Annotated in this window: 22 protein-coding genes, 1 tRNA gene, 1 pseudogene and 1 riboswitch; of the genes and pseudogenes, 14 read left to right on the forward strand and 10 right to left on the reverse strand. The window is 60.7% G+C overall.

What is annotated here, in order from left to right; genetic code table 11:
* The first annotated feature begins 55 nt into the window (after positions 1–55).
* Positions 56–523 carry a CHRD domain-containing protein gene (locus FLP30_RS02160; RefSeq protein ID WP_149278145.1) on the forward strand — a complete coding sequence of 156 codons (468 nt, stop codon included), beginning with the start codon at positions 56–58 and terminating at the stop codon, positions 521–523.
* Between the two features lie 250 nt (positions 524–773).
* Here the strand turns inward: FLP30_RS02160 and FLP30_RS02165 are convergent, their stop codons facing one another.
* Positions 774–1,154 (reverse strand): hypothetical protein, encoded by a 381-nt coding sequence (locus tag FLP30_RS02165; protein ID WP_408834551.1) that lies wholly within the window; start codon positions 1,152–1,154, stop codon positions 774–776.
* A 119-nt stretch (positions 1,155–1,273) separates the two neighbouring features.
* The gene (locus tag FLP30_RS02170) at positions 1,274–1,744 is read right to left on the reverse strand and encodes a hypothetical protein (RefSeq protein ID WP_149278146.1); all 471 of its coding nucleotides are present in this window, start codon (positions 1,742–1,744) and stop codon (positions 1,274–1,276) included.
* Between the two features lie 233 nt (positions 1,745–1,977).
* Here FLP30_RS02170 and FLP30_RS14220 point away from each other — a divergent pair, with 233 nt between their 5' ends.
* The gene (locus tag FLP30_RS14220; RefSeq protein WP_246856659.1) at positions 1,978–3,120 is read left to right on the forward strand and encodes a hypothetical protein; all 1,143 of its coding nucleotides are present in this window, start codon (positions 1,978–1,980) and stop codon (positions 3,118–3,120) included.
* Between the two features lie 102 nt (positions 3,121–3,222).
* Positions 3,223–3,402 carry a hypothetical protein gene (locus FLP30_RS02180; protein WP_149278147.1) on the forward strand — a complete coding sequence of 60 codons (180 nt, stop codon included), beginning with the start codon at positions 3,223–3,225 and terminating at the stop codon, positions 3,400–3,402.
* 89 nt (positions 3,403–3,491) lie between these two features.
* On the opposite strand, the gene FLP30_RS02185 is transcribed toward FLP30_RS02180, so the two are convergent.
* On the reverse strand, positions 3,492–3,788 hold the full coding sequence (locus tag FLP30_RS02185; RefSeq protein WP_338028485.1) for a YggT family protein: 297 nt from the start codon (positions 3,786–3,788) through the stop codon (positions 3,492–3,494).
* 118 nt (positions 3,789–3,906) lie between these two features.
* On the opposite strand from FLP30_RS02185, the gene FLP30_RS02190 reads away from it, so the two are divergent.
* The 6 genes from FLP30_RS02190 to FLP30_RS02215 all read left to right on the forward strand — a co-directional run bounded on the left by FLP30_RS02190 (position 3,907) and on the right by FLP30_RS02215 (position 7,857).
* Positions 3,907–3,982, forward strand: a tRNA-Ala gene (locus FLP30_RS02190).
* A 219-nt stretch (positions 3,983–4,201) separates the two neighbouring features.
* Positions 4,202–4,525, forward strand: coding sequence for a hypothetical protein (locus FLP30_RS02195; RefSeq protein WP_149278148.1), 324 nt, complete (start codon positions 4,202–4,204; stop codon positions 4,523–4,525).
* Between the two features lie 83 nt (positions 4,526–4,608).
* Positions 4,609–5,676, forward strand: a complete 1,068-nt coding sequence (locus FLP30_RS02200) for a glycosyltransferase family 61 protein (protein WP_149278149.1) — start codon at positions 4,609–4,611, stop codon at positions 5,674–5,676.
* A 177-nt stretch (positions 5,677–5,853) separates the two neighbouring features.
* Positions 5,854–6,090, forward strand: a complete 237-nt coding sequence (locus tag FLP30_RS02205) for a (2Fe-2S)-binding protein (RefSeq protein ID WP_149278150.1) — start codon at positions 5,854–5,856, stop codon at positions 6,088–6,090.
* 94 nt (positions 6,091–6,184) lie between these two features.
* Entirely contained in the window at positions 6,185–7,159 is a 975-nt protein-coding gene (locus tag FLP30_RS02210; RefSeq protein ID WP_149278151.1) for an NAD(P)H-dependent glycerol-3-phosphate dehydrogenase, read from the forward strand.
* A 164-nt stretch (positions 7,160–7,323) separates the two neighbouring features.
* Positions 7,324–7,857 carry a Dps family protein gene (locus FLP30_RS02215; RefSeq protein WP_149278152.1) on the forward strand — a complete coding sequence of 178 codons (534 nt, stop codon included), beginning with the start codon at positions 7,324–7,326 and terminating at the stop codon, positions 7,855–7,857.
* A 106-nt stretch (positions 7,858–7,963) separates the two neighbouring features.
* On the opposite strand, the gene FLP30_RS02220 is transcribed toward FLP30_RS02215, so the two are convergent.
* Positions 7,964–9,595, reverse strand: coding sequence for a bifunctional aspartate transaminase/aspartate 4-decarboxylase (locus tag FLP30_RS02220; protein WP_149278153.1), 1,632 nt, complete (start codon positions 9,593–9,595; stop codon positions 7,964–7,966).
* 262 nt (positions 9,596–9,857) lie between these two features.
* Between FLP30_RS02220 and FLP30_RS02225 the strand changes: the two genes are divergently transcribed.
* The gene (locus FLP30_RS02225; RefSeq protein WP_149278154.1) at positions 9,858–10,592 is read left to right on the forward strand and encodes a TetR/AcrR family transcriptional regulator; all 735 of its coding nucleotides are present in this window, start codon (positions 9,858–9,860) and stop codon (positions 10,590–10,592) included.
* An 18-nt stretch (positions 10,593–10,610) separates the two neighbouring features.
* Here FLP30_RS02225 and msrB read toward each other — a convergent pair whose 3' ends face one another.
* Positions 10,611–11,000 (reverse strand): peptide-methionine (R)-S-oxide reductase MsrB, encoded by a 390-nt coding sequence (gene msrB / locus FLP30_RS02230; protein WP_149278155.1) that lies wholly within the window; start codon positions 10,998–11,000, stop codon positions 10,611–10,613.
* A 277-nt stretch (positions 11,001–11,277) separates the two neighbouring features.
* On the opposite strand from msrB, the gene FLP30_RS02235 reads away from it, so the two are divergent.
* Together FLP30_RS02235 and FLP30_RS02240 are read left to right on the forward strand one after the other, a co-directional pair.
* On the forward strand, positions 11,278–12,291 hold the full coding sequence (locus FLP30_RS02235; protein ID WP_149278156.1) for an N-acetylglucosamine kinase: 1,014 nt from the start codon (positions 11,278–11,280) through the stop codon (positions 12,289–12,291).
* Positions 12,288–14,525, forward strand: a complete 2,238-nt coding sequence (locus FLP30_RS02240; RefSeq protein WP_168200033.1) for a beta-N-acetylhexosaminidase — start codon at positions 12,288–12,290, stop codon at positions 14,523–14,525. The genes FLP30_RS02235 and FLP30_RS02240 overlap by 4 nt, the downstream gene beginning before the upstream one ends.
* Positions 14,526–14,559: 34 nt before the next feature.
* Here FLP30_RS02240 and FLP30_RS02245 read toward each other — a convergent pair.
* The 4 genes and pseudogenes from FLP30_RS02245 to FLP30_RS02260 form a co-directional block, all read right to left on the reverse strand.
* A pseudogene (locus FLP30_RS02245) lies at positions 14,560–15,258 on the reverse strand (ABC transporter ATP-binding protein); the annotation flags it as partial.
* Positions 15,259–15,320: 62 nt separating this feature from the next.
* Positions 15,321–16,328 carry a FecCD family ABC transporter permease gene (locus FLP30_RS02250; RefSeq protein ID WP_149278159.1) on the reverse strand — a complete coding sequence of 336 codons (1,008 nt, stop codon included), beginning with the start codon at positions 16,326–16,328 and terminating at the stop codon, positions 15,321–15,323.
* Complete coding sequence (locus tag FLP30_RS02255) at positions 16,325–17,149, reverse strand: ABC transporter substrate-binding protein (protein WP_149280166.1); 825 nt, start codon at positions 17,147–17,149, stop codon at positions 16,325–16,327. The genes FLP30_RS02250 and FLP30_RS02255 overlap by 4 nt, the downstream gene beginning before the upstream one ends.
* A gap of 98 nt (positions 17,150–17,247) precedes the next feature.
* Positions 17,248–19,398, reverse strand: coding sequence for a TonB-dependent receptor plug domain-containing protein (locus tag FLP30_RS02260; protein ID WP_149278160.1), 2,151 nt, complete (start codon positions 19,396–19,398; stop codon positions 17,248–17,250).
* Between the two features lie 133 nt (positions 19,399–19,531).
* Positions 19,532–19,748: riboswitch (cobalamin riboswitch) on the reverse strand.
* Between the two features lie 223 nt (positions 19,749–19,971).
* Between FLP30_RS02260 and FLP30_RS02265 the strand changes: the two genes are divergently transcribed.
* Positions 19,972–20,496, forward strand: a complete 525-nt coding sequence (locus FLP30_RS02265) for a DUF1269 domain-containing protein (protein WP_149278161.1) — start codon at positions 19,972–19,974, stop codon at positions 20,494–20,496.
* 40 nt (positions 20,497–20,536) lie between these two features.
* Here FLP30_RS02265 and FLP30_RS02270 read toward each other — a convergent pair whose 3' ends face one another.
* Positions 20,537–22,831, reverse strand: coding sequence for a TonB-dependent receptor (locus FLP30_RS02270; RefSeq protein ID WP_149278162.1), 2,295 nt, complete (start codon positions 22,829–22,831; stop codon positions 20,537–20,539).
* Positions 22,832–23,224: 393 nt separating this feature from the next.
* Between FLP30_RS02270 and FLP30_RS02275 the strand changes: the two genes are divergently transcribed.
* Entirely contained in the window at positions 23,225–24,931 is a 1,707-nt protein-coding gene (locus FLP30_RS02275; RefSeq protein ID WP_149278163.1) for a Na+/H+ antiporter, read from the forward strand.
* Positions 24,932–24,933 lie beyond the last annotated feature (2 nt).

Below are 24,933 nucleotides of genomic sequence, written 5' to 3' on the forward strand. Positions count from 1 at the left end.
GGCCTGCATACCGTTGCACACAGCAACCCTGAATTTGAGAAGGTACGCCATGCGCATGACACCCGCCACTCTCCCCCGCACCTCCACATCCCTGCGGACCGCAGGATTCTGCGCTCTCGCCGCCGGGTTTCTGACCCTTGCCGGCACACCCGCACAGGCAGAACGGAGCGAGCGTTTTGTAGGGGATTTTTCAGCCGAGCATAACGCCACCAGCACACCAACCGGGCATGTGGATGCCCTGTATTTTCCCTCCACACACCAGCTCCGCTACACCATTACCTGGCAGGGTCTGACCGGGCCGGTCACAGTTGCCCATCTGCACGGACCAGCCACCCCTGATCAGGAAGCACCGCATCTGGTCACGATCAAAGGCCCTTACACAACCCCGCTGAACGGCACGATGATCCTCTCCGCCGATGGGGAAAAAGCTCTTCTGGAGGGCAAGACCTACATCAACCTGCATACGCAGGCTTACCCCAAGGGCGAAGCCAGGGCGCAGCTTCTCTCCCCTTACAAGAAATAACGCACGCTTTGCGGGCAGGCTCAGTCCTGAGCCTCAAAACAAAACACCCCCTCCGCACTTGAACGCGGAGGGGGTGTTTTGCTGTGGCCGCTCCCGCCGCCCGGCAAGACTTTGAAGAGCCCATGCCGGACTGAAAGTGACCCAAAGCCCCATCACCTTGATTGTCAGAACTCTACCCTGACAATTGGAGAGCCTGCGGGCACCTCATCCCATTGTTTGCGTGGAGCCTGAATGAGCCTCTGGGCTCATGTTACAGAGGCACGCCCCCTCCCTGCGGGGCCTGATGGGGTGCCCCGGGGTTACCCTGCCCGGAAGGAGCACCCGGCGGGGGAGCCGAATGCTCGACATCATAGGCTGTCGCTTTTTCCTCATAAGATCCTTTGGCCCCCGGGTGCTCTTGGTCGTACAGCTTGGCTTTAGCGCGGGCTTCCTTACGGAACTCATGCCGCTTGTACATACCCAGCAGGCACCCTGTGCCTGCGCCCAGAACAGCATGGTGGTTGGCAATATGCCCCCCCACGGCCCCTGCCGCCCCGTACTTCAGGCAGCCGCCCGGTTCAGCCCGCAACGGTGTCGCAGCACTCAGGGCTACGGCCACCACAGCAGCCATACAGGCATACCGTGCAGTCATAATGTCTCCATTCCTATTCTATCATTCCCAACCTGACCGCACCATGACGCGCCGGACGTGTCCATTAAATTACCAGACACAATTCGGAAGCACACAGGTGAGCCAGAATGTCCGAAAATTCAGCGCCCGGCTGAAGCGGGCCTGCCTGCCTCGGCCAGTGCTGCACGGGCGCACACGGCGGCCCTGCGATCATGCGCCAGACTGCTGAGATCAAACAACCGCTGCGGGCTGACCCGCAGCATACCCTGCCCACCCCACGCATAATCCGGCGCGTTTTTAACATCGGCCCGGCCAGCAAGCCTGCGGCCCAAGGCACGCACGGTCGTATCAACCACAAGGTTATGGTGGTTGCAGTAATACATCAGCCCCGCGACATTGGCGGTCGTTGTATGTTCCACGGTGGGAATGCCGTCATAATCCAGAATACCGGGGGCCGCAGTAGCCACCGTCATGGGCGGCGGGCCGGGGCGCACTTTGATAATGCGCAGACCAGGGTGTGCCCCTTCGTCCCCCGCAAACGCCGCGGGGGGGGCCGCCACACACGCGACACCGGCCAGAATTGCAACAACAGCAGAGCCAAGTCCGCGCATGGGAATATTCCTTGTCCAGTCCGGGCCGCAGAATACGAAAAAAGCACTCCCGGCGACAAGGCCCGCCCCCATGCAAACGCAGTGCACCCATGACACATGCGGCAAAGCACTGTATGCAACCCCATGCTTGAATGGGTTGCGCAGCCACGATCAGGCGAGCCCCCCCTATTTTTGGCTGACTGGCACCATGCCCTGTGTCAGCCTGCAACACCCGGCCACCCACCGGAGGGACAATGAAACACCGCACTGCCGGAAACCCCTACACGCCGCCTTTCTATCCTGCCGCGCGCTGGAGCCTCCGCACTGCCTTGCTAACCCCCCTGCTGGCCCTGACATGCTGCGGATATTATGAATCACGCACTGCCCACAAAGGGCAGTTGGCCGTGATCGGCATGACCAGTGAAGATTTGCAGGCCTGCGCGGGCATTCCCGACAAGGTCAGCAAACTGGACGACCATGTCCAGATTTTTCAATACACACGCGGCGTCAATATCCCCTCCACCAACGATTCATCCCTTTTCCCGCTCCAGACCCTGGTCAACCTGTCCCAGACAACACTGGGCGGCGCGGGCAAGACCTGTGTGGCCTCGCTCCGTCTGGTGGATGGCTACGTGACCGACATGCACTACAGTGGCGACAACAACCGCATGATCGGGACCGATGGTGTCTGTGCTACCGTGGTCAAAGGCTGCCTGGACTCGCCCGTACGTTCGGGCAAGAAGGTAAGCGATAACCTGCTGTTTGGCCCGGTTTCCGCCTTCCGCACCCCCTCCACCAGCCTGCCGCCAGAACATGTCGCCGTTGCAACCCAGCAGGCAGACCCGGCCGCACCACAACCGCCGACGGCTCAGCCGGCCACGACAGTGGCGGCCCTTCCCCCTGCGGCACCAGCCACTGTTGCCCCGCACCCTGTGCCTGTGATGCCTCCGCAGGCCGTGCAGCCAGCAGCGCCGCCCCCCAAGGTCGCACCGGCACCAGCTACACCGAGTGTTGTCTCCCCCGTCATTGTTGCGCACAACGACGTTAAAGCCACACCGTCGGCAACTGGCCCCACAGGCGACTCCTACACACCGCCCAAACCAGTGTCTGACGCCCCAAATGCAGCCAGCGCGACTGCCCCCACCACGCCGCCAGATGCAGCCAGCGCGCAGGACGCCATCTACCCCGTGCCTGCAGACAACACCCCCGCAACAACACCCGCCCAGACCAATACCCCGCAACCAACCGCGCCCGAGGCCCCACCCACTCACGCAGTCCCGGGTACCCACTGCCCGGCAGACAAAGCGGCTCCTGCTTGCACGACATCCCAGACACCCTGTGCCAGACCGCTTGACCCCAAGGATCAGAAGAGTAGTGTGGCACCCTGTAAGCAATAAGTGATTGCGGCGGGAGACTGGCAGGCTGCACGCCCGGTATGGGGCATGCCAATGTCAGACGTGAATTTTCCTGCCCTACAGGATAGAGAAAGGGTTTGAGGGATGGGCATGTTTGCATGTGTGGCGCTGCTGGGGCTGGACCTGATAGCATTTTTCCTGGGCATGAATACGTCTGCCCTGTCGGCTGCCGTCATTGCGTTTCTGACGCCGGTTTTTGTCATGAGCGGTTATACGCTGGTGCATATTGAAAAAGATAACTCCCCCGCTCCGGCGCATCACTGATCCCATCAGGCTGATCGCACCAAACAAAAAACGCCGACCTCTCAGAGGCCGGCGTTTTTTTTGGCTTGCAAAGCAGACTGCCTGACAGGTCAGCCAACAGCCAGAGAATACAGAAGTTTCATCAACGCCGGTTCCAGCAGATACTGGATAGCCAGCAGCACCACCATCGGGCTGAAGTCGATCCCGCCGGGCATAGGCAGCATGCGGCGCACAGGGGCCAGCACTGGTTCTGTTATCCGTTCCAGGAACACGCCAATTTTCCAGACCAGCCTGTTGCGGCTGTCCAGAATGCCAAAGGCGTGCAGGTTTACGAAAATACAGGATACCAGCAGAACCCAGCAATAGAGTTCCAAAAGCCGCATCACCACCATAATAATCAGAAACACGATAAACCCCTGCCCTTCCACGCACTACAAATGGTGCGCCTCTTTCCAAAACACCCCAAGACAATACAGCTTGACAGAAAATTGGTAAGCCCTGTAGACACGCAACATCAAGACAGGCGGGGCTGTAGCTCAGATGGGAGAGCGCCTCGTTCGCAATGAGGAGGTCAGGGGTTCGATTCCCCTCAGCTCCACCAGCCGCCTTCTTGGTTTCCCTAAAATTTCTCCAATACTCTTCAAAGCTGCCAGTGTAGCAGGGTCTTTCACACGTCTGCGCCGGTGCCTTGCAACGTGTACCACACTCTGTGTGGCAATATTATGCTGCCCGCGTGCTCCCCGGATTGCATTCCTGCCAAATACGGGTATGCACGTAATGTTTTTCTCTATTTTTTGGATGCGGAAGAAAGCTAACGGCTATGACTTATGAACAATATACTTGGCTGTCTGGATGCTTTGCCATAGCTTCCTTCGTATTCTTGGCCGCCGCTGCCATATTGTTCATCATTTTCATTCTGCATCCTTCCAGAGGGCAGTCGCAGTCACAAAATCTGCTCTGGACCATTTCCCTGCTGTGCGCATTTATCGGCATTCTACTTGGTGCCACCAGCCAGTGCTTTGAGAATAAGAAATTCGAAATCGAAATGTCGCGCAAGATTTCCCTGATGCTGACATCCCCACGGCATCTTGCCAGCCTTACTCATGGTGTTCACACCTTCACACAAGGCAGCACACCGGGCTAACCGCCTGACCTGTCGCGTCTTTCCTAAAAATTCATCTCCCAAGGCTACCATCCGTCGCTTTCCCCCAGCCTTGGGAACCCGCCATGCCTGCCCCCGTGTTGCCAACCCTGTTTGAGGCGGCAGGCCAGCGCGCCCTGATTGAAACCACCCCACGCCAGAGCGGACTGTTTGCCAATAATGGCCTGCTTGATAATGGCGCACGCAGCCTGTTCAGCCACTGGCAGACAGAGGGTGGGCCGCTTTATCGGTATAGTTTCGATTCGGCCTGTTTTGTCCCACGCCTTACGCTGTTTGGCTGGCAACAACGCCCATTGCGCGACACGCTCTACACCCAGCCTGACACCATCTTGCAGCAGTTTACGGCGGCCCTGCACACCACCACAGCCGAAACCTGCAACCGTCGGGCCTGGGCCGGGTTCGACCACTGGAGCAGTAACTATTACCACTGGATGGCCCATACTCTCCCCGCCATCGGGCATTTTCTGGACAAGGCGCACGCCGACGATGTTTTTCTTCTGCCGCGCCTGAGCCGCTGGCAGAAAGACTGTCTGGATTTCGTCGGGCTGGCCCCGCACCAGCGTATGGTTGTGGAGCCCGACAGGGTGTACCTGTTCCCACGGGTGATCTACACCGACTTCATACGCGGGCGGGCTGATTTCAAGACCTCACAAACGGCCCGGCAGAGCTATGCCCGCCTGCGCCACCACATCTGCCCACAGCCAGCCCCACCCCACCGCCTGCTGTTTGTCGAACGGGCCGATGCTGGCAATCGCCATATCCCCAATGAAAGCACCCTTGGGGCAGCCCTTGCCTCTCTGGGGTTTGAAAGGGTGCGCCCCGAGACCCTGCCCCTGCATGAGCAGATCCGCCTGTTTAGTGAAGCACGGATGGTCACGGGGTTTCTGGGGGCTGGTCTGGCTAACATCGCCTGGTGCCAGCCCGGCACAATCGTGCAGGAACTGGTGCCCGCCCACCATCAGAACCCCTGCTTTCTGGCCCTATGTCTCCAGAACAGCCTGCACTATTGGGGAGACTTGGTGGAAACCGGTATAGCCACCCACGACCACACCAGCCCTGCCCGCCTGCCGGTTGATGTTGCCGCGGTGGTAGACAACACACGCCACCTGCTGCGCAGCCTGCCCGGCGTATGACCAGCCAAAGCAAGAATCAGAGCGAGTCGTTATGCCCTGTCATGCCTGCCTGATGCAGTAGAAGAGGCGCACAACCGCCATATTGACCCCACACAGGGCAGAAACGACTATCGCTCATTGCGAATAATTATCAGTTGTGATTATATAAGATCATCACAACGTCATACGGGGTGCATTATGGTTGTATGCTCCTGCAACCGACTTACTCATGTCGACATAGAAACCGCAGTCGCAGGGGGCGCGCAACGCCCGCGCGACATCTATGCAGCGCGTGGCTGCAAGGCCCAGTGCGGGAACTGTGTCAAAGGTGTCGTCTGCCTTCTGCGTGAAGCGCGCAAACGCCACCAGCAGGCGGCCGAAATGGCTGCCATGCAGGCTCAGGCCGCCCAGCAGGCGGTGGCCTGCTCCGCCTGATCGTTCCATATCCAGCCCACTCTGCCCTTGGGTCGCATAAACGCAGTGCTGCCCGGCCTTGCACAAACGCCATGCTTCTGGCACCGCTCTGTGCATGAGCAACCAGATTCTCGTGCTGGGGGCAGGCGCCTGGGGCACAGCGCTTGCATTGCACGCCGCCCGCACCGGGGGGGCTGTTCATGTATGGGCACGCCAGACCCGTCCCCTGCCATCAGGCGCAATGCCTCGTCTGCCGGACTTTCCCCTGCCAGACACAATCCGTGTCTCGTCCGAGCTGCCCTCTGGCCCGCTCGCCTGTGTGCTTGTTGCCATTCCTACACAGGCGCTGGCCTCGGTCATGCCGCTTTTGCCCAAAGGCGTGCCGGTTCTGCTGTGCTGCAAAGGGATCGAGCGCGGTACTCTGGCCTTCCCCCTCGACATTCTGGCCAGAGAACGGCCTGATATTGCCGGGGCCGTGCTGTCCGGCCCCAATTTTGCGCGGGAAATTGCCGCAGGGCTTCCAGCGGCTTCGGTCATCGCAGCGGCGGACATGGCACATGCCCGCACGCTGGCCGACCTACTGGCCACCCCCCTGTTCCGCTTTTATGCCAGTTCGGACACAACCGGCGTGCAGCTCGGCGGGGCTGCCAAAAATGTCATCGCCCTTGCCGCAGGCATTACCATGGGCGCGGGGCTGGGTGAGAACGCCCGGGCCGCACTGATTACGCGCGGTCTGGCCGAAATTACCCGGCTGGCTCTGGCCCTTGGCGGGCAGGCCGCAACGCTTGCTGGCCTTGCCGGGTTGGGCGACCTGCTGCTGACCTGCACCGGCCATGCCTCGCGCAATTACCAAATGGGGTTGGCGCTGGGCCAGGGTGCTGCCACGCGGGAGGCTCTGGCTGGCCTGCCCGGTGTGGCCGAAGGTGTAACCACTGCCGCAGCCCTGCTGGCCCTGGCCCGCAAGCACGAAGTAGATGCCCCCATTACAGAGTGCATTACCGCCTTTCTGGAAGGGCGACTGAGCCTGCCCCAAGCCCAGACCCAACTGCTGAGCCGCCCCCTGAAAGGGGAACTTGACACCGAGTCATAGCCCGCAAAAGGCAGGTCAGCCCCATTCACATAAGCGTGAGCGTGAAAGACCTGCCAGTTCCCCCCTTGTGCTTTGCCCCACAGCCGCCACCTTAGAGCGTGCAAGGCAGCAAAGGCGCTCCATGCCGTTGCTGTCCGAAAGCAGAGTGAAAAGGCTTGCTGACAATGACAAAGGCAACACCCGAACAAACTCACGTCAGGGAATACCTGGGCACACCGACAGACCTGAAAGCCGACAAGGTCAAGGCGGTTGCCTCCGGCCTCGCCACGGTTCTGGCCGATGTGTTTGCCCTTTACATCAAGACCAAGAATTTCCACTGGCACATGAGCGGCCGCCACTTCCGCGATTACCACCTGCTGCTGGATGAGCAGAGCCAGGAAATTTTTGCCATGACAGACCCCATGGCCGAGCGGGCGCGCAAAATCGGCGGCCCGACCCTACATTCGGTGGGGGAAATTGCCCGCCTGACCAAAATTGCCGACAACGACGCCCTGTATGTCACGCCTGAAGACATGCTGGCCGAACTGCGCGAGGACAACCTGACACTCGTCAGCCGCCTGCGCGCGGTGCATGAACTGTGTGATGACGCCAATGACGTTGCTACCGCCAGCCTGATTGAAAACTGGATTGACGAGAGCGAACGCCGCGTGTGGTTCCTGTTTGAAAGCACACGCCCGGTCTTTGGTCATAACGACTGAGCAGCCGTAAACACAAAACAGGCCCGCCGGAACTCCGGCGGGCCTGCTCGTGCAAAAGGCCCCTCTACAAAACGGAGGGGCCTTTTTGTATCAGAGCTGATACAGCCTAGCTGTTTTCCTTGGGGGCCTGCCCGGTGTCACCAGCTTTTTCCTGCTGGTAGCGGGCATAATATTCATCCGCCATCCGGCGCAGCGCCGTGCCAATGGCTGCGTACTGATATTCATTCAGGTTGGCGAGTGACGCCCGAGCCGATGGCCGCCGTACCGCAAACCCGTCGCCAGGCAGCAGCACAATGCCTGTTTCCTCGGCAATGCGGAACAGGATTGTCTGGTAATCCACCCGTGTCATCAGCCAGCGTGCAAACCGCAGCCCGTAAAGCTGGGTGGCTACCGTCACAAGGTCGATCAGGGTGTAATAATGGGTGCTGCCATCATCATTGGGGGCAGGCACGCCCAGATCCCGGTAGAGAGCCTGCTCACGCCTGTACAGCAGCCGCTGCAAGGCCCCACGGTAGGCATTGCGGCCATCCATGAGGGCAAACAAGGCAAACAGCACCATCTGCACCTGCTGCGGCGTGGACAGGCCCGCTGTGTGGTTAAGCGCCACCGTCCGGCTGTCGGCTACAAGCCGGTCAATAAAGCGCAGGCCACGGACATCAGGCGTCAGCGAGGCATAGCGTTTGTCCAGCTCCAGTTTCTCTTCTTCCGGCAGAGCTGCCAGCGCCTTGTCGAGCACGTTGTCGTGGTGCATGGCCACAACACCCAGCCGCCAGCCAGTCGCCCCAAAATACTTGGAGAAGGAATAGACCAGCACCGTATTCTGCGGGCAGATGGCGTAAACGGACCGGAAGTCATCCACAAACGTGCCGTAAACATCATCAGTGACGATAATCAGGTCCGGCCTTTTGCGTACGATTTCCGCAATACGGGCCAAGCCTTCATCGTTAATACGCACCGATGGCGGATTGCTGGGGTTAACCACAAGGAAAATCTTGACCGAGGGGTCAAGCAGCTTGTCCAGTTCCTCGGGCGGATACTGCCAGCCTGCTTCCGGCGTGGCGTTAATGGGCACTTCCTGCAACTGATAGTCCTTCAGTTCAGGAATTTCGACATACGGGGTAAAGACCGGCATGCCGATCGCCGCCTTGTCACCCGGACGGATCAGCCCGTTTTCACGCAGGGAGGCAAAAATATAGCTGATGGCGGCAGTCCCGCCCTCCAGCGCAAACAGGTCTGTCGTGCTTTCCGTCATTGTCCCGCCTGCCATTTCGTGCAGCAGGTAATGGCGGACAATTTTTTCGGCGTAACGGAGCATGCGCGGCGGGGTCGGGTAGTCGCAACCCAGAATACCTGCCGTAATTTCCAGCAAGAACTCATCGGCCGACAGGCCAAGCTGATCACGCACATAAGACACGGCGCGCCGCAGGAAGGGAATACCCGGCACATCCCTGTTGGCGGCAAGGAAAGCCTCAAACCGGGCTTCTATCCCCTCGCGCCGGGGCAGGCCGCCGACCCCTTCCGTCATGTAGGAAAATGTCAGGGCGGAGTCTGCCGCAGCAAACATGCCAAGCTGAAAGAACGCCTGCCGGGGCAGGGTTGCCAGAAAGTTGGGGTTACCGCGCCCCGCATCCAGCATGGCGCGCTGTGCACGGCCCGATGCCAGCCGTACGAGTTGGTCTTTAAGCTCAAACGGGCTGAGATGGCGGAACTTCTGATAATCGTCAGACACGCTGGACATGACTGCTACATCCTTTTGACCGGATATTTTCCATAGAGTGCTGGCATGAGCCTAGCCAAAACACCAGAGCGAAAATACCCCACCAGCCACCCTGCCCCCGTCCATGCGCCAGAGGGGCAGCACATAAGCGCCGCATGGACAGGAAACCAGGTCCGTTTTCATGCATTCTTGCAACACGCGCCAAAGGCCCTGATATAGTGGGCAACAACCAGCCCGCGCCGGTTACCCCCTGCAACCCTTAATTTTACAGAACGGAAAGCCGTTGTCCCCCCAGTATTCAAGCCGCGCCACACTCTCCAGCATGCCCCGTACGACCCAGACACTGGACATGACCAACCCATGCCTGGATGGACGCAAGCGGCGCTGTGGCAGGCCCAGCACACATGATACGGAGGAACTGGACCAGTATCTGCTGGAAATCGCGGCTGGGCTGTTTTCACAACATGGGTATGCAGGCACCTCGATCGACCAGATCGCGCGCAAGGCCTCGGCCAGCAAGCAGACACTCTACCGGCGCTATCCCTCCAAGGAGGCGCTGTTTATTGCCGTGATCATGAACCTGACACGCTGCCTGCGGCAGGCCATGGAAGAAACCACCCTGCACGACCCGCTGGAGGAACTGCGCTATATCAGCCGCCTGCTGCTGGAGCTGACATTAAGCCCGCAGTCCCTTGGCACCTATCGTATTCTGATCGCAGACGGGCACCGCCACCCGTCCCTGCTGCGGCAGGCCATTACATCCATTGGGGAGCCCTTTCACCGGGCGTTCCTCAAACTGCTGACGGCGGCCGAGGCACGCGGCCAGATTGCCCCCGGCAATGCAGATGACACCACCGCCCACCTGCTGACAGGCATGATTACAGGCTGGCCGCTGGAAGACAGCCTGTTTGGTCTCTCCCCCCTCAAGACCAAGCAGGAGCAGGACGATTTTTTTGACCGGGCCTGGAGCTTTTTTCTCCGCGCCGTGGGCGGCAGCCCGCACCAGCCTGCAAGCTGAAAGCCCACCTGCCCGGCGTTACGCGTCCGGCCGGAAGTCCAGCACAAGGCCGTTCACGCAGTAACGCTGCCCGGTCGGGGGCGGACCATCGGGGAACACATGGCCAAGGTGCCCACCACAGTGGGCGCAATGCACCTCATCACGCACCATGCCGTGGGATGTGTCGCGCTGCGTGGCAACACCCCCTGCCTCCGCCGCCCAGAAGGAAGGCCAGCCGCTGCCACTCTCATATTTGGTGGTCGAGCGAAACAGCAGCGCCCCACAGCCCACGCAGTGATAGGACCCGGCCCGCTTTTCGTGGTTGAGGGGGCTGGAACCGGGATATTCCGTTCCGCGTTCGCGCAGTATCCGTTCCTGATCGGGGGTCAGCGGCGTGCCACAGCCAGTCTGGCAGGGTTGTGTCGTCATCTCTGTCACTCCTTGTTGCCCGGTCTGGCGGGGTCTGGCCTTCAAGAGCGGGTGCTGGTTCATGTGGTACTGCCACACCCGCACCATGGTCGCGTTGCGACGTTACCTGGCCGGGGGAGGCATTATCCCTCCGCTCCATGCAACCCAAACTACCATGCAGCCTGCCCGCCAGCCAGATTTTCCAGCCCAAACGCCCAAAGCTGTCTGAAACACGCCCAACAAGCTATGCTGGAACAGCCCCGTCCCATTCCAAGCAACAAGGCAAGACAGCCCAAACATGACCAAGCCAGCCAGCACGCCACTCTCCCACCTCCATGACGAGACCATTCTTGCCCTTGACGGAGGAGGCACCAATACGCGCGCCGTGCTGGTCACCCGTCAGGGCCATCTTGCTGGCAGTGCCAGTGGCCCCGGCTGCAACGCCTTTGACCGGCCCGAGTGGGCGCACAACCTGCGCACCCTGCTGACCAGCCTGCCCCACCCCCGCCTGCAAGCCGCCACACTGGGGATTGCTGGCTATGATGTGGAATGTGCCTCCGCCACGGCTCAGGACGATGTTGCCAGGGCAGCCCTTGGCCCCTCGGTGGCCCTTTGTCTGGAAAATGATGTGCAATCCGCACATCGTGGCGCTTTTGCTGGGGAGGCTGGCCTGTTTGTGCTGGCCGGGACAGGCTCTGTTGCCATGGCGCGGAACAGCCATGGCCAACAGGCACGGGTCGGCGGCTGGGGCTGGCTATTGGGAGATGAAGGCAGCGGCTATTGGATCGGGCGGGAGGCTCTGGCCCAGGCCGCCCGCTTTCTGGACAACCCGGCTGTTGCCCATGCGGCTTTTTACGCCGCCCTGCTTACGCGGCTGGGCCTGCCTGTTACGGGGCCGCAGGCTCCCTTCGCTTTGCATGAATGGCTCCGCACGCGGCCGCACCCCCGCTCGGCCATCGGCAACCTCGCCCCCCTGATCCACACCATGGCGGAGGAAGGCCAGCCACAGGCCATGGCTCTGCTTCAGGCTGCGGGGCAGGAACTGGCGCAACTGGCCCGCACCGCGGCTCATCGTTGCACCCTGCCCTGCGGGCCGGACCTGATATGGAGCCACGGCGGAAGTGTCATGCACAGCCATTTTGTGCGTAACACACTGGCCAATGCTCTGGGGGCACAGCCTCGCCCGCCCGTACTACCCCCTTTGGGTGGGGCCGCCCTTCTGGCCGCAACGCTGGCTGGCTGGCATGTGGATGCCCCATGGATTGCCACACTGGCCAACGCCCTTCACCACGAAAAAGGCGATACCCCATGACAGCCCCCACCCACCGGCACACACAGGCGGCACCAAAAGCCCCACGCAGGTGGGTTCGGAAAAGCCTTTTTATTCTTGCAGGGTTTACAGCACTCACCACCACAGTTCCCTGCCGGGCAGACGCCCCTCTGCCAGTTGTGCTGCCAGCCCCAGCCCATATGCAGGCCACTGGCACATCCATCCCGCTACCCACCCACATCAGCCTGCAATGGTCCACCCCACCCACCGCTCTGCTGCACACCGCAGTGCAACGGTTTGGGCACAGGCTGACACTTCTGGCAGGCACACCCGTGCAGTTGGACAACACGACCGCTGGGGGCAAGCCCTTTCCATTATCGATTTCCTACACGCCTGAAACGCCTTTTCCCTCCCCCACCATGGCAGAGGGATATAGGCTGAATGTCAGCCCGTCTGGGATCACGCTTCGGGCACAGGGGCCAGCCGGTGTGCTGCATGGGCTGGCAACGCTGCTCCAGCTTGTCGGACATGACGGGGGAAAGCCCTATCTGCATCCTGCCCATATTGAGGATACCCCGCGTTTTGCATGGCGTGGCCTGTTGATAGACACCAGCAGGCACTTCATGCCCCTGCCTCTGCTGCTGCGTCAGCTTGATGCCATGGAGATGGTGAAACTTAACGTCCTGCACCTTCACCTTTCCGATGGCAGCGCATTCCGTGTGGAAAGCCTTCGCTTCCCCCGCCTGCAACAGGTTGGCAGCCACGGGCAGTATTACACGCAAGACCAGATACATCAGCTTGTACAGGCTGCGACCGAGCGGGGCATACGCCTTGTGCCGGAATTTGATACACCGGGGCATACGCTGGCTATACAGGAAGCCTATCCCTCTCTGGCCCCTGCCCTGCCATTGAACACCACCGATCGGGCTGAAACAAACCGGGCAGCACTCGACCCCACAAAGCCTGCCACCATAACATTCGTCAACCAGCTTTACGCTGAAATGATGGCTCTTTTCCCCGACCCGGTCTTTCATATCGGCGGGGACGAGGTTGTGGCCCGCACATGGCTGAGTGTCCCGCATATCCAGAGCTACATGCATGCCCACCACATGGCCACGGCGGCGGAGCTTCAGTCCGCGTTTACCCGCCAGATCATCCCGCCGCTCACAGCATCGGGAAAAACCGTTATGGCGTGGGATGAGGTGCTGAGTGGGCAGACACCCCCGCAAACCATTATCGAAAGCTGGCGCGGCCCCGCAAACACCATCAAAGCTACCGATCAGGGGCACCCGACTGTTATTGCCGGGCCTTACTATCTGGATATCCTGTTACCCACACGCGCTTATTATGAAACTGATCTTTTTGCCCCGCGCAAAAACGCTGTGCAGCAACAAGCCGCGGCTCTCGACTTGGGTAGCGCCGCCCCCCCACAGCCCGACAGCCCGCAGGACGCCCCTACCCCGGACCTGACCGAGGTCGAAAAAAGCCACATCCTTGGTGCCGAAGCCGCATTGTGGAGTGAGATTGTCTTACCCGACATGCTCACCCCCCGCCTGTGGCCCCGCATGGCCGCCCTTGCCGAACAGTTTTGGTCAACCCCCGCGCATTGCCAGCCCGCAACCCTTGCCGACCGTCTGGCGATCACGCAAGCAAGGCTCGACACCCTGGGTCTGGGCAGAGCCAACGATCAGGAACATCTGCTGGAACAACTGGCCCCCGGACAAGCCAGCACCATCCGCACCCTGCTTGATGCTCTCGCCCCCGTGCGGAATTATGCCCATAACCATGAATTTTTGGCCATCCGCCACAAACAGCCCGTCATGGAACAGACATTTGGCACACTGGCCGATGCCACAGACCCCGACAGCCCCAGTGCCAGCACGTTCAATACTGCCGCACGGGCCTACGCGGCAGGCAATACCACCTTGCGACCAGACCTGTTACGCATGCTGCACCAATGGGCCGATAACGACAAAGCCATACAGAGCATAGCAGCCCACAACCCCGCCCTTGTCCCAGCCCTGCCTGCCTCTGCCCTGCTGGCGCAGTTGGCACGCGGGGGGCTGGCCGCCCTTGGTGTGCAGGCTCAGCCGGGCTGGCAGCAGGCAGCCCACGCTGCGCTGGAACAGGCCCGCACCCAGATTGCGGCCTCCGCCACCATCCATGGCGTAACGGATACGCCCCAGCCCCCGGCAGACCTTATCCAGCGTATTGTCCCCGGCATAACCGCACTGGTCAGCCTGGCCGAGACACACAGCAATCACCCTGCCCCATGACAGGGGCAGCCAACACACGCCGATAATGCCCTTATCAGGTGGGGCGGGAGACCAGATCCCACGGTAACACCGCCCCTTCCAGCCGACGGGTCGTGACACCGTAGGTTTCCGCCACCAGAGCATCACTCAACTGCTCGGGTGGCAGGGCGTGCAGCAATGCTCCATCGCGCAGGAGCACCAGCCTGTCGCAAAAACGGGTGGCCAGCATCAGGTCGTGAATAACCACCACCACGCACCGCCCCTGGGCTGCCAGAGCACGAAACATCTGCATGACTGCCAGCGCATGGGCCGGGTCCAGTGCTGCCACGGGCTCATCCGCCAGCAGGACAGGGGCTTCCACCGACAGGGCACGCGCAAGCATCAGCCGTGCGCGCTCCCCGCCAGACAGGCGACTTGCATCGCGCGGAGCAAGCGCCGACAGGCCTGTCAGGTGCAACGCATGGTCCACCGCAGGGTGCGCCAGCGCCCGGCTCGGGGTTTCCCCACACGGTAGCCGCCCGAGCGAGGCCACCTCACGCACAGGCATGGCCGGAAAAACCGGCACATCCTGCGGCATATAGGCAATCTGCAACGCCCTGTGCGCCAGGGCCATGCCAGCCAGCGGGGCACCCTGCACATGCACACTGCCCGATGTCGGGGCCAGCAAACCCGCCAGCACACGCAGCAATGTGCTCTTGCCTGCCCCATTAGGGCCGATCAGCGCCGTCACCTGCCCGGCCCTGAACACTGCCGAGACATGCCTCAACAGGTCAGCCCCGCTGCTCCCACGCACACAAATGGCTTCAGCAGCAAGCATCAGACCATATTCCGTTTTCTGAACAGGATAATCCTGTGGAAGAAGACCGGCGCACCCAGCAACGCTGTCACCACACCCAGTTGCAACTCTGTCCGGCCTGCCATCATACGCACGCCCAGATCCGCTGCCAGCAACAGGGCAGCCCCACCCAGAAAGGAGGGGAACAGCAGGCGCGATGGTCTGTAGCCTGCCAGTGGCCGTAGCAGATGGGGCACCACCAGCCCGACAAAGCCGATTGCCCCCGACACCGCCACGCATGATCCCACGGCCAATGCCGTGCCCAGCACAACCCGCATCTGCACCCCTGCCACACCCCCCAGCCGAAAACCAAGAGTAGTTGCCACGTCCTCCCCCATGGTCAGCGCGTCCAGCGCACGCCCACAGAGCGCCATAAGCCCACAGCCCACCAGCACACCCGGCAAGGCCAGCAGGACATCGGTCATGGTATGGTCGGTCAATGACCCCATGAGCCAGTGCATGATTTCAAAAATGGCATAGGGGCTAGGTACGAGGTTAAGCACCAGCGCTGTCAGTGCGGCTGTAAACCCGTTAAGCGCCGTACCAGCCAGCAGCAGCACCAGTGGCCCGCCACGGCCCACCAGCAGGACCAGCAGCAGCACACTCAGCCCGGCCCCTGCAAGCCCGCCCAAAGGCAGCAGCAAGGCCGACATCTGAAACAGCCCGGTATAAAATACACAGACCGCCCCCAGCGCCGCGCCGCCTGAAACCCCCAAAAGCCCAGGATCTGCCAACGGGTTTCGTAAATAACCCTGCAACACCGCCCCGGACAGCCCCAGCGTGCCCCCGACCATAATGGCCAGCAGCGTACGCGGCAGGCGCAACTGGCCCAGAATAACCGCCCCCACGGTGGGCCGCCCGGCAAACCAGTCGGCCATGGCAGCAGGGACAGCAATGCTGCTTTCCCCCCACAGCAGGGAGGCAACAGCCAGCAGCACGACAGCTCCGCACAGAACACCATTAAGCACTGGGGGAGAGAGATGTTTCATGGCTGTTCCTTCGGGGCCACGAGCCTGTCACGCGCAGCCCGCAGCAACGCCAGGGCATCCAGCGTCTGGGGCAGGCCACACAGCCATAATCTGGCGGGAACATCGGCTACATGGGGAGGTGGAAATGCTGCCAGCAGCACCGGATTATCCAGCATGGCCTGCGCGACCGACTGGCCCGGCCCGCTTTTGTCGCGCACCAGCAGGTCAGGCCTGCGCACCAGCAGAACTTCCAACGGCACCCGTCCCCCCGCCTGCCCCATGCCTGTGACAGTTGCAAAATTACGTAGGCCCGCGTGGGTCAGAATATCATTGGGCAAGCTGCCCGCATGCACGACAAGCCCATTGGCCTCATACACCGCAGCAACAGGGGCTGTGGGAGAGAGAGGAATACTCAACGCCGCCAGCCGGGCCTCAAACGCCGCCACAAGCTGGTGGCCCCGTTCAACCTGCCCCACAGCCTGCGCCACACGCATGATCTGCACAGGCACATCCGACAGAGAGGACGCCGGGGGCAGCATGACCACCTTGGCCCCTGCCTCCCGCGCAGCCCGCACGGCCAGACGGGCGCTATAAGGGCTGGCCAGCAGCACCGATGGATGGGCCGCCAGCACGGTTTCCGCCTTGGCAGGCAAAACCGGCACCTGCTTTGCCTGATCGCACAGAACGGATTCCGTGCAATCCCGCGCAAGGGGGGTCAGGCCGATAATATCGGCCCTGTCCGCCAGTTGCAGGACGAGCTGGTCGGCACACAGGTTAAGCGATGCCACGCGCCCCGCCGCCCATGCGCCAGCCGACAGCCCCCAGCACCACGCGGCAAGCATCAGTGCTCCACAACCAACCCGCACAGCCGCCTGCCCACAACGGGTCACAGGCCACCTGCCCCGACGACGCAGCCCCTGAAAAAGCAGGGCGCAGGCCATTAGTAGCTCAACGTAAAGCCGCCATAGCCCGCACGGCCTGGCTGAAGGTAGCCCACCGGGTTTTCATACTGCCGGTCAAGCAGGTTATCCGCCCGTGCAAAAACGCTCAGATACCGGTTAATGCGGTAATTGGCTGCAATATCAATGGTGACATAGCCCTGCCCCTTGGCGCAGGTGCTGCAATACCCACCAGACCCGGCAATGACCGGAGTATCCCGCCAGCCGCTGATATACAGGATATTGCCTGAGAACGTGAGGTCCTGCACCGGCGTCCATTTGGCACCAAAGTCCAGCTTATGCTGCGGGCGGCGTTGCAGCATCTGGCCTGTCGTGGCGTCCCGCGCATGGGTCCAGGTATAGTTGAGGGTCAGGTCCAGCGTGTTCAGTGCTTTCCAGTTTACAAACGCTTCCACCCCATACATGCGGGCCTGGGCCACATTGCCGTAAGAATACGTCGTGTAATACTGCCCATTGGACGAAAACGAATAATTGCTGGTGGACTGGATAAGGTTGCGCACATGGCTTTCATACCATGTGGCACCAAAGTGCAGGCGGTCTTTCAGCAAAGCCTGCTCTACCCCGACATCATAACCGATCAGGCGTTCGGCCCGCAGTTTCTGATTGCCCATGATGGCATAGCTGGGACCGATCTGATTGCCGAACAACTGGTAGAGCGAAGGCCCATGAAAACCAGAGCCGCCGCTGGCCTTGATAACCGTGCCTGTGCCGGGGATATGAATGGCCGGGGCCACGCGCCATGTCACATAATTGCCGTAGCGGGAATTGGTGTCATAGCGGATATTGGCAGCACCATAGAGAATATGGTTCCAGTTACCCTGGTACTGCCCATACCCCGCCGTGGTATCCATGCCTGCTGTCGTGTAAAAAGGCGTTGCCGTGCCAGAGGTGTTGCCCTGATTGGAGCTGAACCAGTCATGAAAATGCTCGGCACCAACAAGGAGTGTGCCATATTCACGCAGCTTGACGGTGCCATGCCAGTCCACCTTGATGCGGCTGGAGCGGTAATAGGTGGGGTCATACAGTAGGGAACTGCCATCAAGCGTCGTGCCAGTTTCCGTCCAGCTCCGCCGCGTGGTCATGTAGCCCAGACCGATAATCTGATCGAACTTGCCCGCAAAGGATGACAGATGCGCCGTGCCGCGAACAATGGCCTCATTCTGGGTCGTATGCTCGCGCTCGCTCCCGACGAGACCATAGGCTTCGTCCATCAGGTTATAGGCGCTATAGCTGTGATAGTTGCCCTGGATCAGGCGGGCTGTCAGCCCCAGGTCCAGCGTGTTGGTCACATCGTAACCAAGGCGGATATTGGCGGTGCGGTTGTCGTTACGGTTGCCCCGATGCCGCTGCTCGCTCGTAGCCCCGAAATACTTGTCGATATAGCCGGGAATAGCGTGGAAACCGTCCTGCCGGTAATGCGATAGCGTCACATTGTAATGAAAGCGGCCACTGCTGCCCCGCGCACCCAGGGTCTGGTTAAAGGTGCCGTAAGCGCCGCCTTCAATCCGCACAAAGGGTGTAAAGCGGCCCTGCCCCTGTGCCGTGGTCATATCGATTACCCCGGCCATGGCATCGGCCCCATACAGCCCGCTTTGCGGTCCGCGCAGAATTTCCACACGGCCCATGCCGTCAGTCACAAACTGTGCGGGGTCAAACTGGCCGCCTGTTGTGCTGCCGTCGTTAATATCCATGCCGTCCAGCCGGACCTTGACCTCGTTGGCATTATTACCCCGCATGAAAATGGAGGTCGTGCCCCCAAAACCCCCGGTGCTGACCACCGTAAGACCCGGCTGACGGGCCAGAACGTCACTCAACGTACGGCGTTGCTGGGTCAGGATCTGCTGCTCGGTGATAATGCTTGTGGCCGTCCCGATTTCGGTCGCAAGCGTGGGCCTGCGCGCAGCACTGACTGTCACGTTCTCGGGAAAGACATCGGTATGGAGGGAGACGACCGTGTGCAGGGCTGCCCCCTGTGCCGCCGCAACACCCTGCCCCTGAGCCGTGGACGTGGACGTGGACGTGGACGTGGACGTGGACGTGGACGTGGACGTGGACGTGGACGTGGCAGCGTGGGCGGCATGCCCGGCAAACACAAGACCGGACGCAGCAAGCAGGAAATATCGAAGGGTCATGGCAATGGCAGTCGTACGCTAGAGCGTTGCCACGAGACTACGGCTGACTGAACCATACATACGCAGGACACCCGCATGTATGGTGTGACCACCAGTCCAGCCCGCCGACACACCCCGACCAGCGTTATCCCGTCTGCAACTCCGCATGATGGCAGGTCTCCTGGCTTGCGGTTGGAAAACCCTGCAACCCTTCCCGGAATGTGCCTTCCAGTGGGCTGGCCATAACAGCCAGATCGCGCAGGAACACCGCCTACAGTTGCGGGGACAGCCCGGGAATGAGATGGCAAGCCATCTGGCACCCGGTTCCCTTTTCATCCCCTGCGGGGGAAACCATCATGCCTCGTGCTTTATAGGCTCCCCCCCCTGTGTCAATAAGCAACATGTTGCACAATTGACATCACGCTCCCACTGCGGATGGCAGGCAACACTGGTCCGTGCCCCGCCCATGCCACCTGCAAAGGGCTGCAATGGCACCCCCCATCTGGACTTGGGGATGATCCTGCCCATATCGTAACGCAAACAGGATGCCATGCCCGGCCAGAGTGGCCACGGCAGCGTACTGGAGGAGACAGCATGTCTGATCTGATCGTTCTGGGCTTTGACCATGTGGATGACGCGGCAAAGGTCCTTGCCGAATGCCGCAAGCTGGAAACCGAATATCTGCTCGATCTGGAAGACGCCGTTGTGGTCACGCGTGACGGCACAGGCAAGGCACGGCTGCACCAGAGCGTGAATCTGGAACGGGCTGGTGCCTCCTGGGGGCTGCTGTCAGGCGGGTTCTGGGGCACGCTTGTGGGCCTGCTGTGCCTGAACCCGCTGGCGGGCTTTGTCATCGGCAGTGCAGTCGGGGCCGGAGCCGGGGCGCTGGCGGGGTCTTTCTCCGACTACGGGATCAACGACGACTTTATCCGCTCGCTCAGCGACACCATTCCGCCCAACACCTCGGCACTGTTCGTACTGGTGCGCAAGTCCCAGCCGGACAAGGTGCTGGCCGATCTGGCACAGTTCAAGGGCCATGCCCGTATTGTGCAGACCTCACTCTCCCCCGAAGGGGAAGCCCGCCTCAAAGCGGCGCTGGTCGAAGCCCCTCAGGGCTAACGTTAAAAAGGCCGGGCGGCACAACCGCCCGGCCTTTACTTTAGAACCCCTGTGCAATCCCACACAGGATTGTACGGCGCAGGCCATACTGGGGAGCACCCACCCCGATGCCAGACCCATCACGCAGCAGATAGGTGTGGTCAGCAAGGTTGATCACATCCAGCCGCAGTTGCGTATCACCATGCCACAGACCGCCAAATGTATTGTGGATGGTCTGCACAGCCGAGAAATTGACCGTAGCATAAGGTGACAGGCTGGCCCCGTTGGGGGTTGCCCCATCAGCCCTCAGGCCGCTGCCATACAGCATGGTGGCCGACAGCCGCAGCGGAAAGCGGGTTTTATCAAACGCGCTGTAGGTAACCCCGGCAGAAGCAGTCCAGCGCTGGTCGTGATCCAGCGGGATCCAGCGGTTGTGGATATAGGCCAGGTCTTCGTCCGAAAAGTTGAACTGGGCACTGGTAATATCCTTGCCGATAGCCCGCGACCAGGCAAAGTTGCCGTAAAGGGACAGGGGACCATGCGTGTATGACGTGCTGAATTCATACCCGTTGACCTGCCCGCGACGGTAATTGAAGCCGCTGAGAATAATGGGGGCACCAAACTGCCCTTCATCAATCAGGTTATGTGCCAGCTTGTAATACGCATCAAACGACACACGCCAGCCGGGCAGAATGCTCTGCTCGATCCCCGCATCAAAGTAATGGTCTCTTTCAGCTTTGACCTTGGTGCTCTGATAATTGGCAGGGGCCGCGCTGGTGCCCGCAAAACGGTTGAGTGAGGACGTGCCCACAATCTCAAACGGCGGCGGCGTAAAGTAGCGGGAATAACCCGCATGCAGCACACCCCCGCGCCACGGCTTCCACACCACGTTGATGCGTGGGCTGACCTGATTTTCCGACGTATATTCACTCACGCCATCAAAGCGCAGGCCATAGTTGATGGTCAGTGTGTCTGTCGGCCGCCATTCGTCCTGCGCGTACAGCCCATAGACCATGCCGGTCTTGCCGCTGCCGTCATAAATGGTCACAGGCTGGGGGTCATACACAGCCTCACCAGCCGCATCCTCCCCTGTCTGGCGGAAAACGCTGGACATAGTCTTGGACGTTGTGCGCTCGACAAACACCTGAAAGCCAAAGCGCACGGTATGCCGGGGGGCTGCCCGCCATGTCACGTCATGCTGGGTGCCCATGGAAAACACCGAACGCGCCGCCTGCTGGGCAATGCCGTTATACACCAGATCACCCAGCCAGTCGGGGGAATAGCGCAGGCTGCTGTAACGGGCAAAAACGGAATCCTGCAAACTGAATTTGCCGATTTCCTTCTGCAACGCCAGAACCGCAAAATCGGTAATCTGCTTCTGGTGCTCATTCAGCGCCGCACTATCTGCACTGCCAGAAAGGTGATGCGCCAGATCGCTGCCGGAATAGGAGGGCATAACAAACTGCGTCTGCTGCCCCGGATTATTGGGAAGCTGATATTCCGCGTTGGACACACCCGCAATAAAGCTGATGCGCGTATTCTCATCCATTGTGTACCGGGCATGACCGAGGAAATGGTACTGGTTGCTCAGATCATGCAGCGCGTTAAAGGAGGGGGTCGTATTTTCAATCCCCACCCGGTCATGCACAAAGTCGGCCGTGGCAAAAAAATCCCACTTGCCCTTCTGGAACCCATACCGCAGCGAGGGGAAGAAGTAGTCCCGCGCCCCACCATAAACCGATACTTCCCCACCGGGGCTGTTGGCACCATTGCGTGTGGTAATATCAACCACCGCCGCCTGCAAAAAGCCAAACTGGCTGGGTAGCGCACCTGTTGTCAGGGACATCTGATCCGCAAAGCGTGTCATCAACGCCTGACCGAAGACACTCAGCCCTTCGGGCAACTGCACGCCATCAAGGCGGAACTGCACCTCGTTATGGTCGCCGCGCACATGGATCTGCCCGTAGCTGTCCTGGGCAACGCCGGGGGCCTGAAGCAGCACCTGGTTAAGGGGCGTATTATCACCCCCCGGAATGGCCTCGATCGCCTTGCGGCTGAACGTATAGACCGTCGCCCCAGTGGAGGGGGACAGCGCCAGCCGCCTGCTGTCGAGATGCGCTGTCACAATGACATTTTCATTCTGGCGCGACTGATAGCCAGCCTCGGCCACCGGGGTGGCTTTGGCCGTGGTGGCGGGTGTCGCAGGCGTGCTTGCTCCTGCCTTATGGGCAAGAACTTTCTGAGGGGTGGAGGTTGTCTCTGCCGCCTGCGAGGTCTGGGCCCGTGCGGCAGCCGTACCGCAGAGCAGATACACGGTGGCGGAACAGACGAGCGAAGCAGAAACGGGGCGTATCATCGAACATCTGACCTGGAACTGGAATGAGCCTGGTCGCGATATCTATATGTTATAATATAACATAACAACTCTTAATGCATGGTCGCCCGCACCCTCCGTCACGCTGTCACTTTCGCGCAACACTCCTATCGCACCCATGGGCCTTGACTGCCCCAAAAGCAGCCTTGCCATGCAGGCTTGGAGTTCGTCATTTCCCGGTCTGGCTGTTATGAAAACCCCCATACATGCCGCCTGCTCCGGCCCGGCTCCCCCTCCCTCTTCCCACACGCACTTGATGGTACCCCTGACGATGGAGAGAGCCGGAACAGGATATCAGGACTGGTGCCCACCACGCTGGGCGGGCATACCCTGCCTACCCTTGCGCTACAGACACCTTCGCGAAGAACGGATGCCATGTTTACGGTAGAAATGACCCTGCTCCTGCTCTGGCTTGCAGCATTGGGCAGTGTTCTGGCCACGGCCTTTCACCAAAAAGTGCCCCAGCCCCTTATTCTTATCCTGCTGGGCAGCATTACCGCCCTGTGCGGCATGCGGATTGAACTCTACCCGGAACTGTTCATGTTCCTGTTCCTTCCGCCTCTGCTGTTTGCTGATGCCTTTCATATGCCGCTGCGCGAATTCGGGCAGATGCGGGGGCCTATCCTGTTTCTGGCCTTTGGGCTGGTGGTGCTGAACACACTGGTCTGCGGCTACGCGATCCACTGGATTTTGCCGGTTCTGTCGTTACCTGTGTGCTTTACGCTGGCAGCAGCCCTGTCCCCCACTGATACGGTTGCGGTCTCCAGCCTGGTGCAGGGCAAGCGTGTGCCTGCCCGCCTGCTGCAACTGCTGTCGGGCGAGGCCCTCTTTAATGATGCATCAGGCCTTGTGTGCTTCCGCTTTGCCATGGCGGACGCGCTGACTGGCGAATTTTCCTACCAGCAGGCATTTGGTTCGTTCCTTCTGGTCGCTGTCGGCGGGCTGGTTATTGGCGGCATGGTGGCGTGGCTGGCGGCCAAGGCCGACCACCTGCTGATCCACCGTGGCTTTGACGATGCTCAGTCCCAGATCGTGCTCGTACTGCTGCTGCCGTTCCTGATGTACGCCATTGCCGAAGCCGCAGGGTGTTCAGGCATTCTGGCCGCTGTGTCCGGCTGCATGGTGCTTAAACTGTCCGGCGCAGTGGAAGAGGCCGCCACCACAACCCGCATCCAGGCCAATACAGTATGGAACGTGGTGCGCTATGTCTTCAACGCGCTGATCTTCCTGTTCCTCGGGCTTCAACTTCCCTCATTGCTCAGGCAGGCGCAGCATGTGGTGCGTGAGCATAACGCCAGCATGTGGCAGCTTGGCCTGCTGATTGTGGGGATCTATGGCATTATGCTGTGCATGCGGCTGGTGGGGGTCTGGGCAAGTGCCTCCATGCGCTGGCTGGTCTCACGCCTGCGCCACACGCCTTTTGAACCTCTGGGCTTTGCAGCAAGCCTGCTGCTGACCGTTGCGGGCGTGCGCGGGGCGGTGACACTCGCCGCCGTGCTGTCATTACCTGCCGGGCTGGAAGGAACGCAGATTTTCCCTGCACGGGAGACTGTGGTGGTCATTGCGACCGGGGTAATCGTGCTGTCGCTTTTGATGGCAAGCATGACCATTCCCCTCTGCCTGCGCTTTGTGCCGCCCGAATTGATCAGCAAAAGCACGCAGGAGGAAAATACAGCCCGCCGCAAGCTGCTCAACGCGGCCCTGGCGGTTCTGAACAAAACGCATGATGGAGCATCCCCCCCCTTTGGCAACCGGGACACCCCGCTGTCGGATCAGGACCAGACCATGCGGGAGGAAAGCACAGCCCGCCTTTTGCGTGTTTATGAAAGCAGGCTGGAGGAGGAGGACGCCACAACCCATATTGAAAAAACGGACAGCGCCAATGCCGTGCGCCGCGCCCGTTTTGAGCTGGCCCTGCGCCTGCAAATTCTCCGCGTCCAGCGCCAGATCATGCGGGAGATGATGACCCGCCGGGAAATCAACGACCAGACGGAATGGAAGCTCCAGGAAGAACTGGATTACGAGGAACAGGTCATCCGTTCACAATCCCAACGGCTCCCGCGGGATGGTGAGGCCGCCTGACC

It is taken from the genome of Acetobacter vaccinii, from assembly GCF_008365315.1.
GTDB lineage: Bacteria > Pseudomonadota > Alphaproteobacteria > Acetobacterales > Acetobacteraceae > Acetobacter > Acetobacter vaccinii.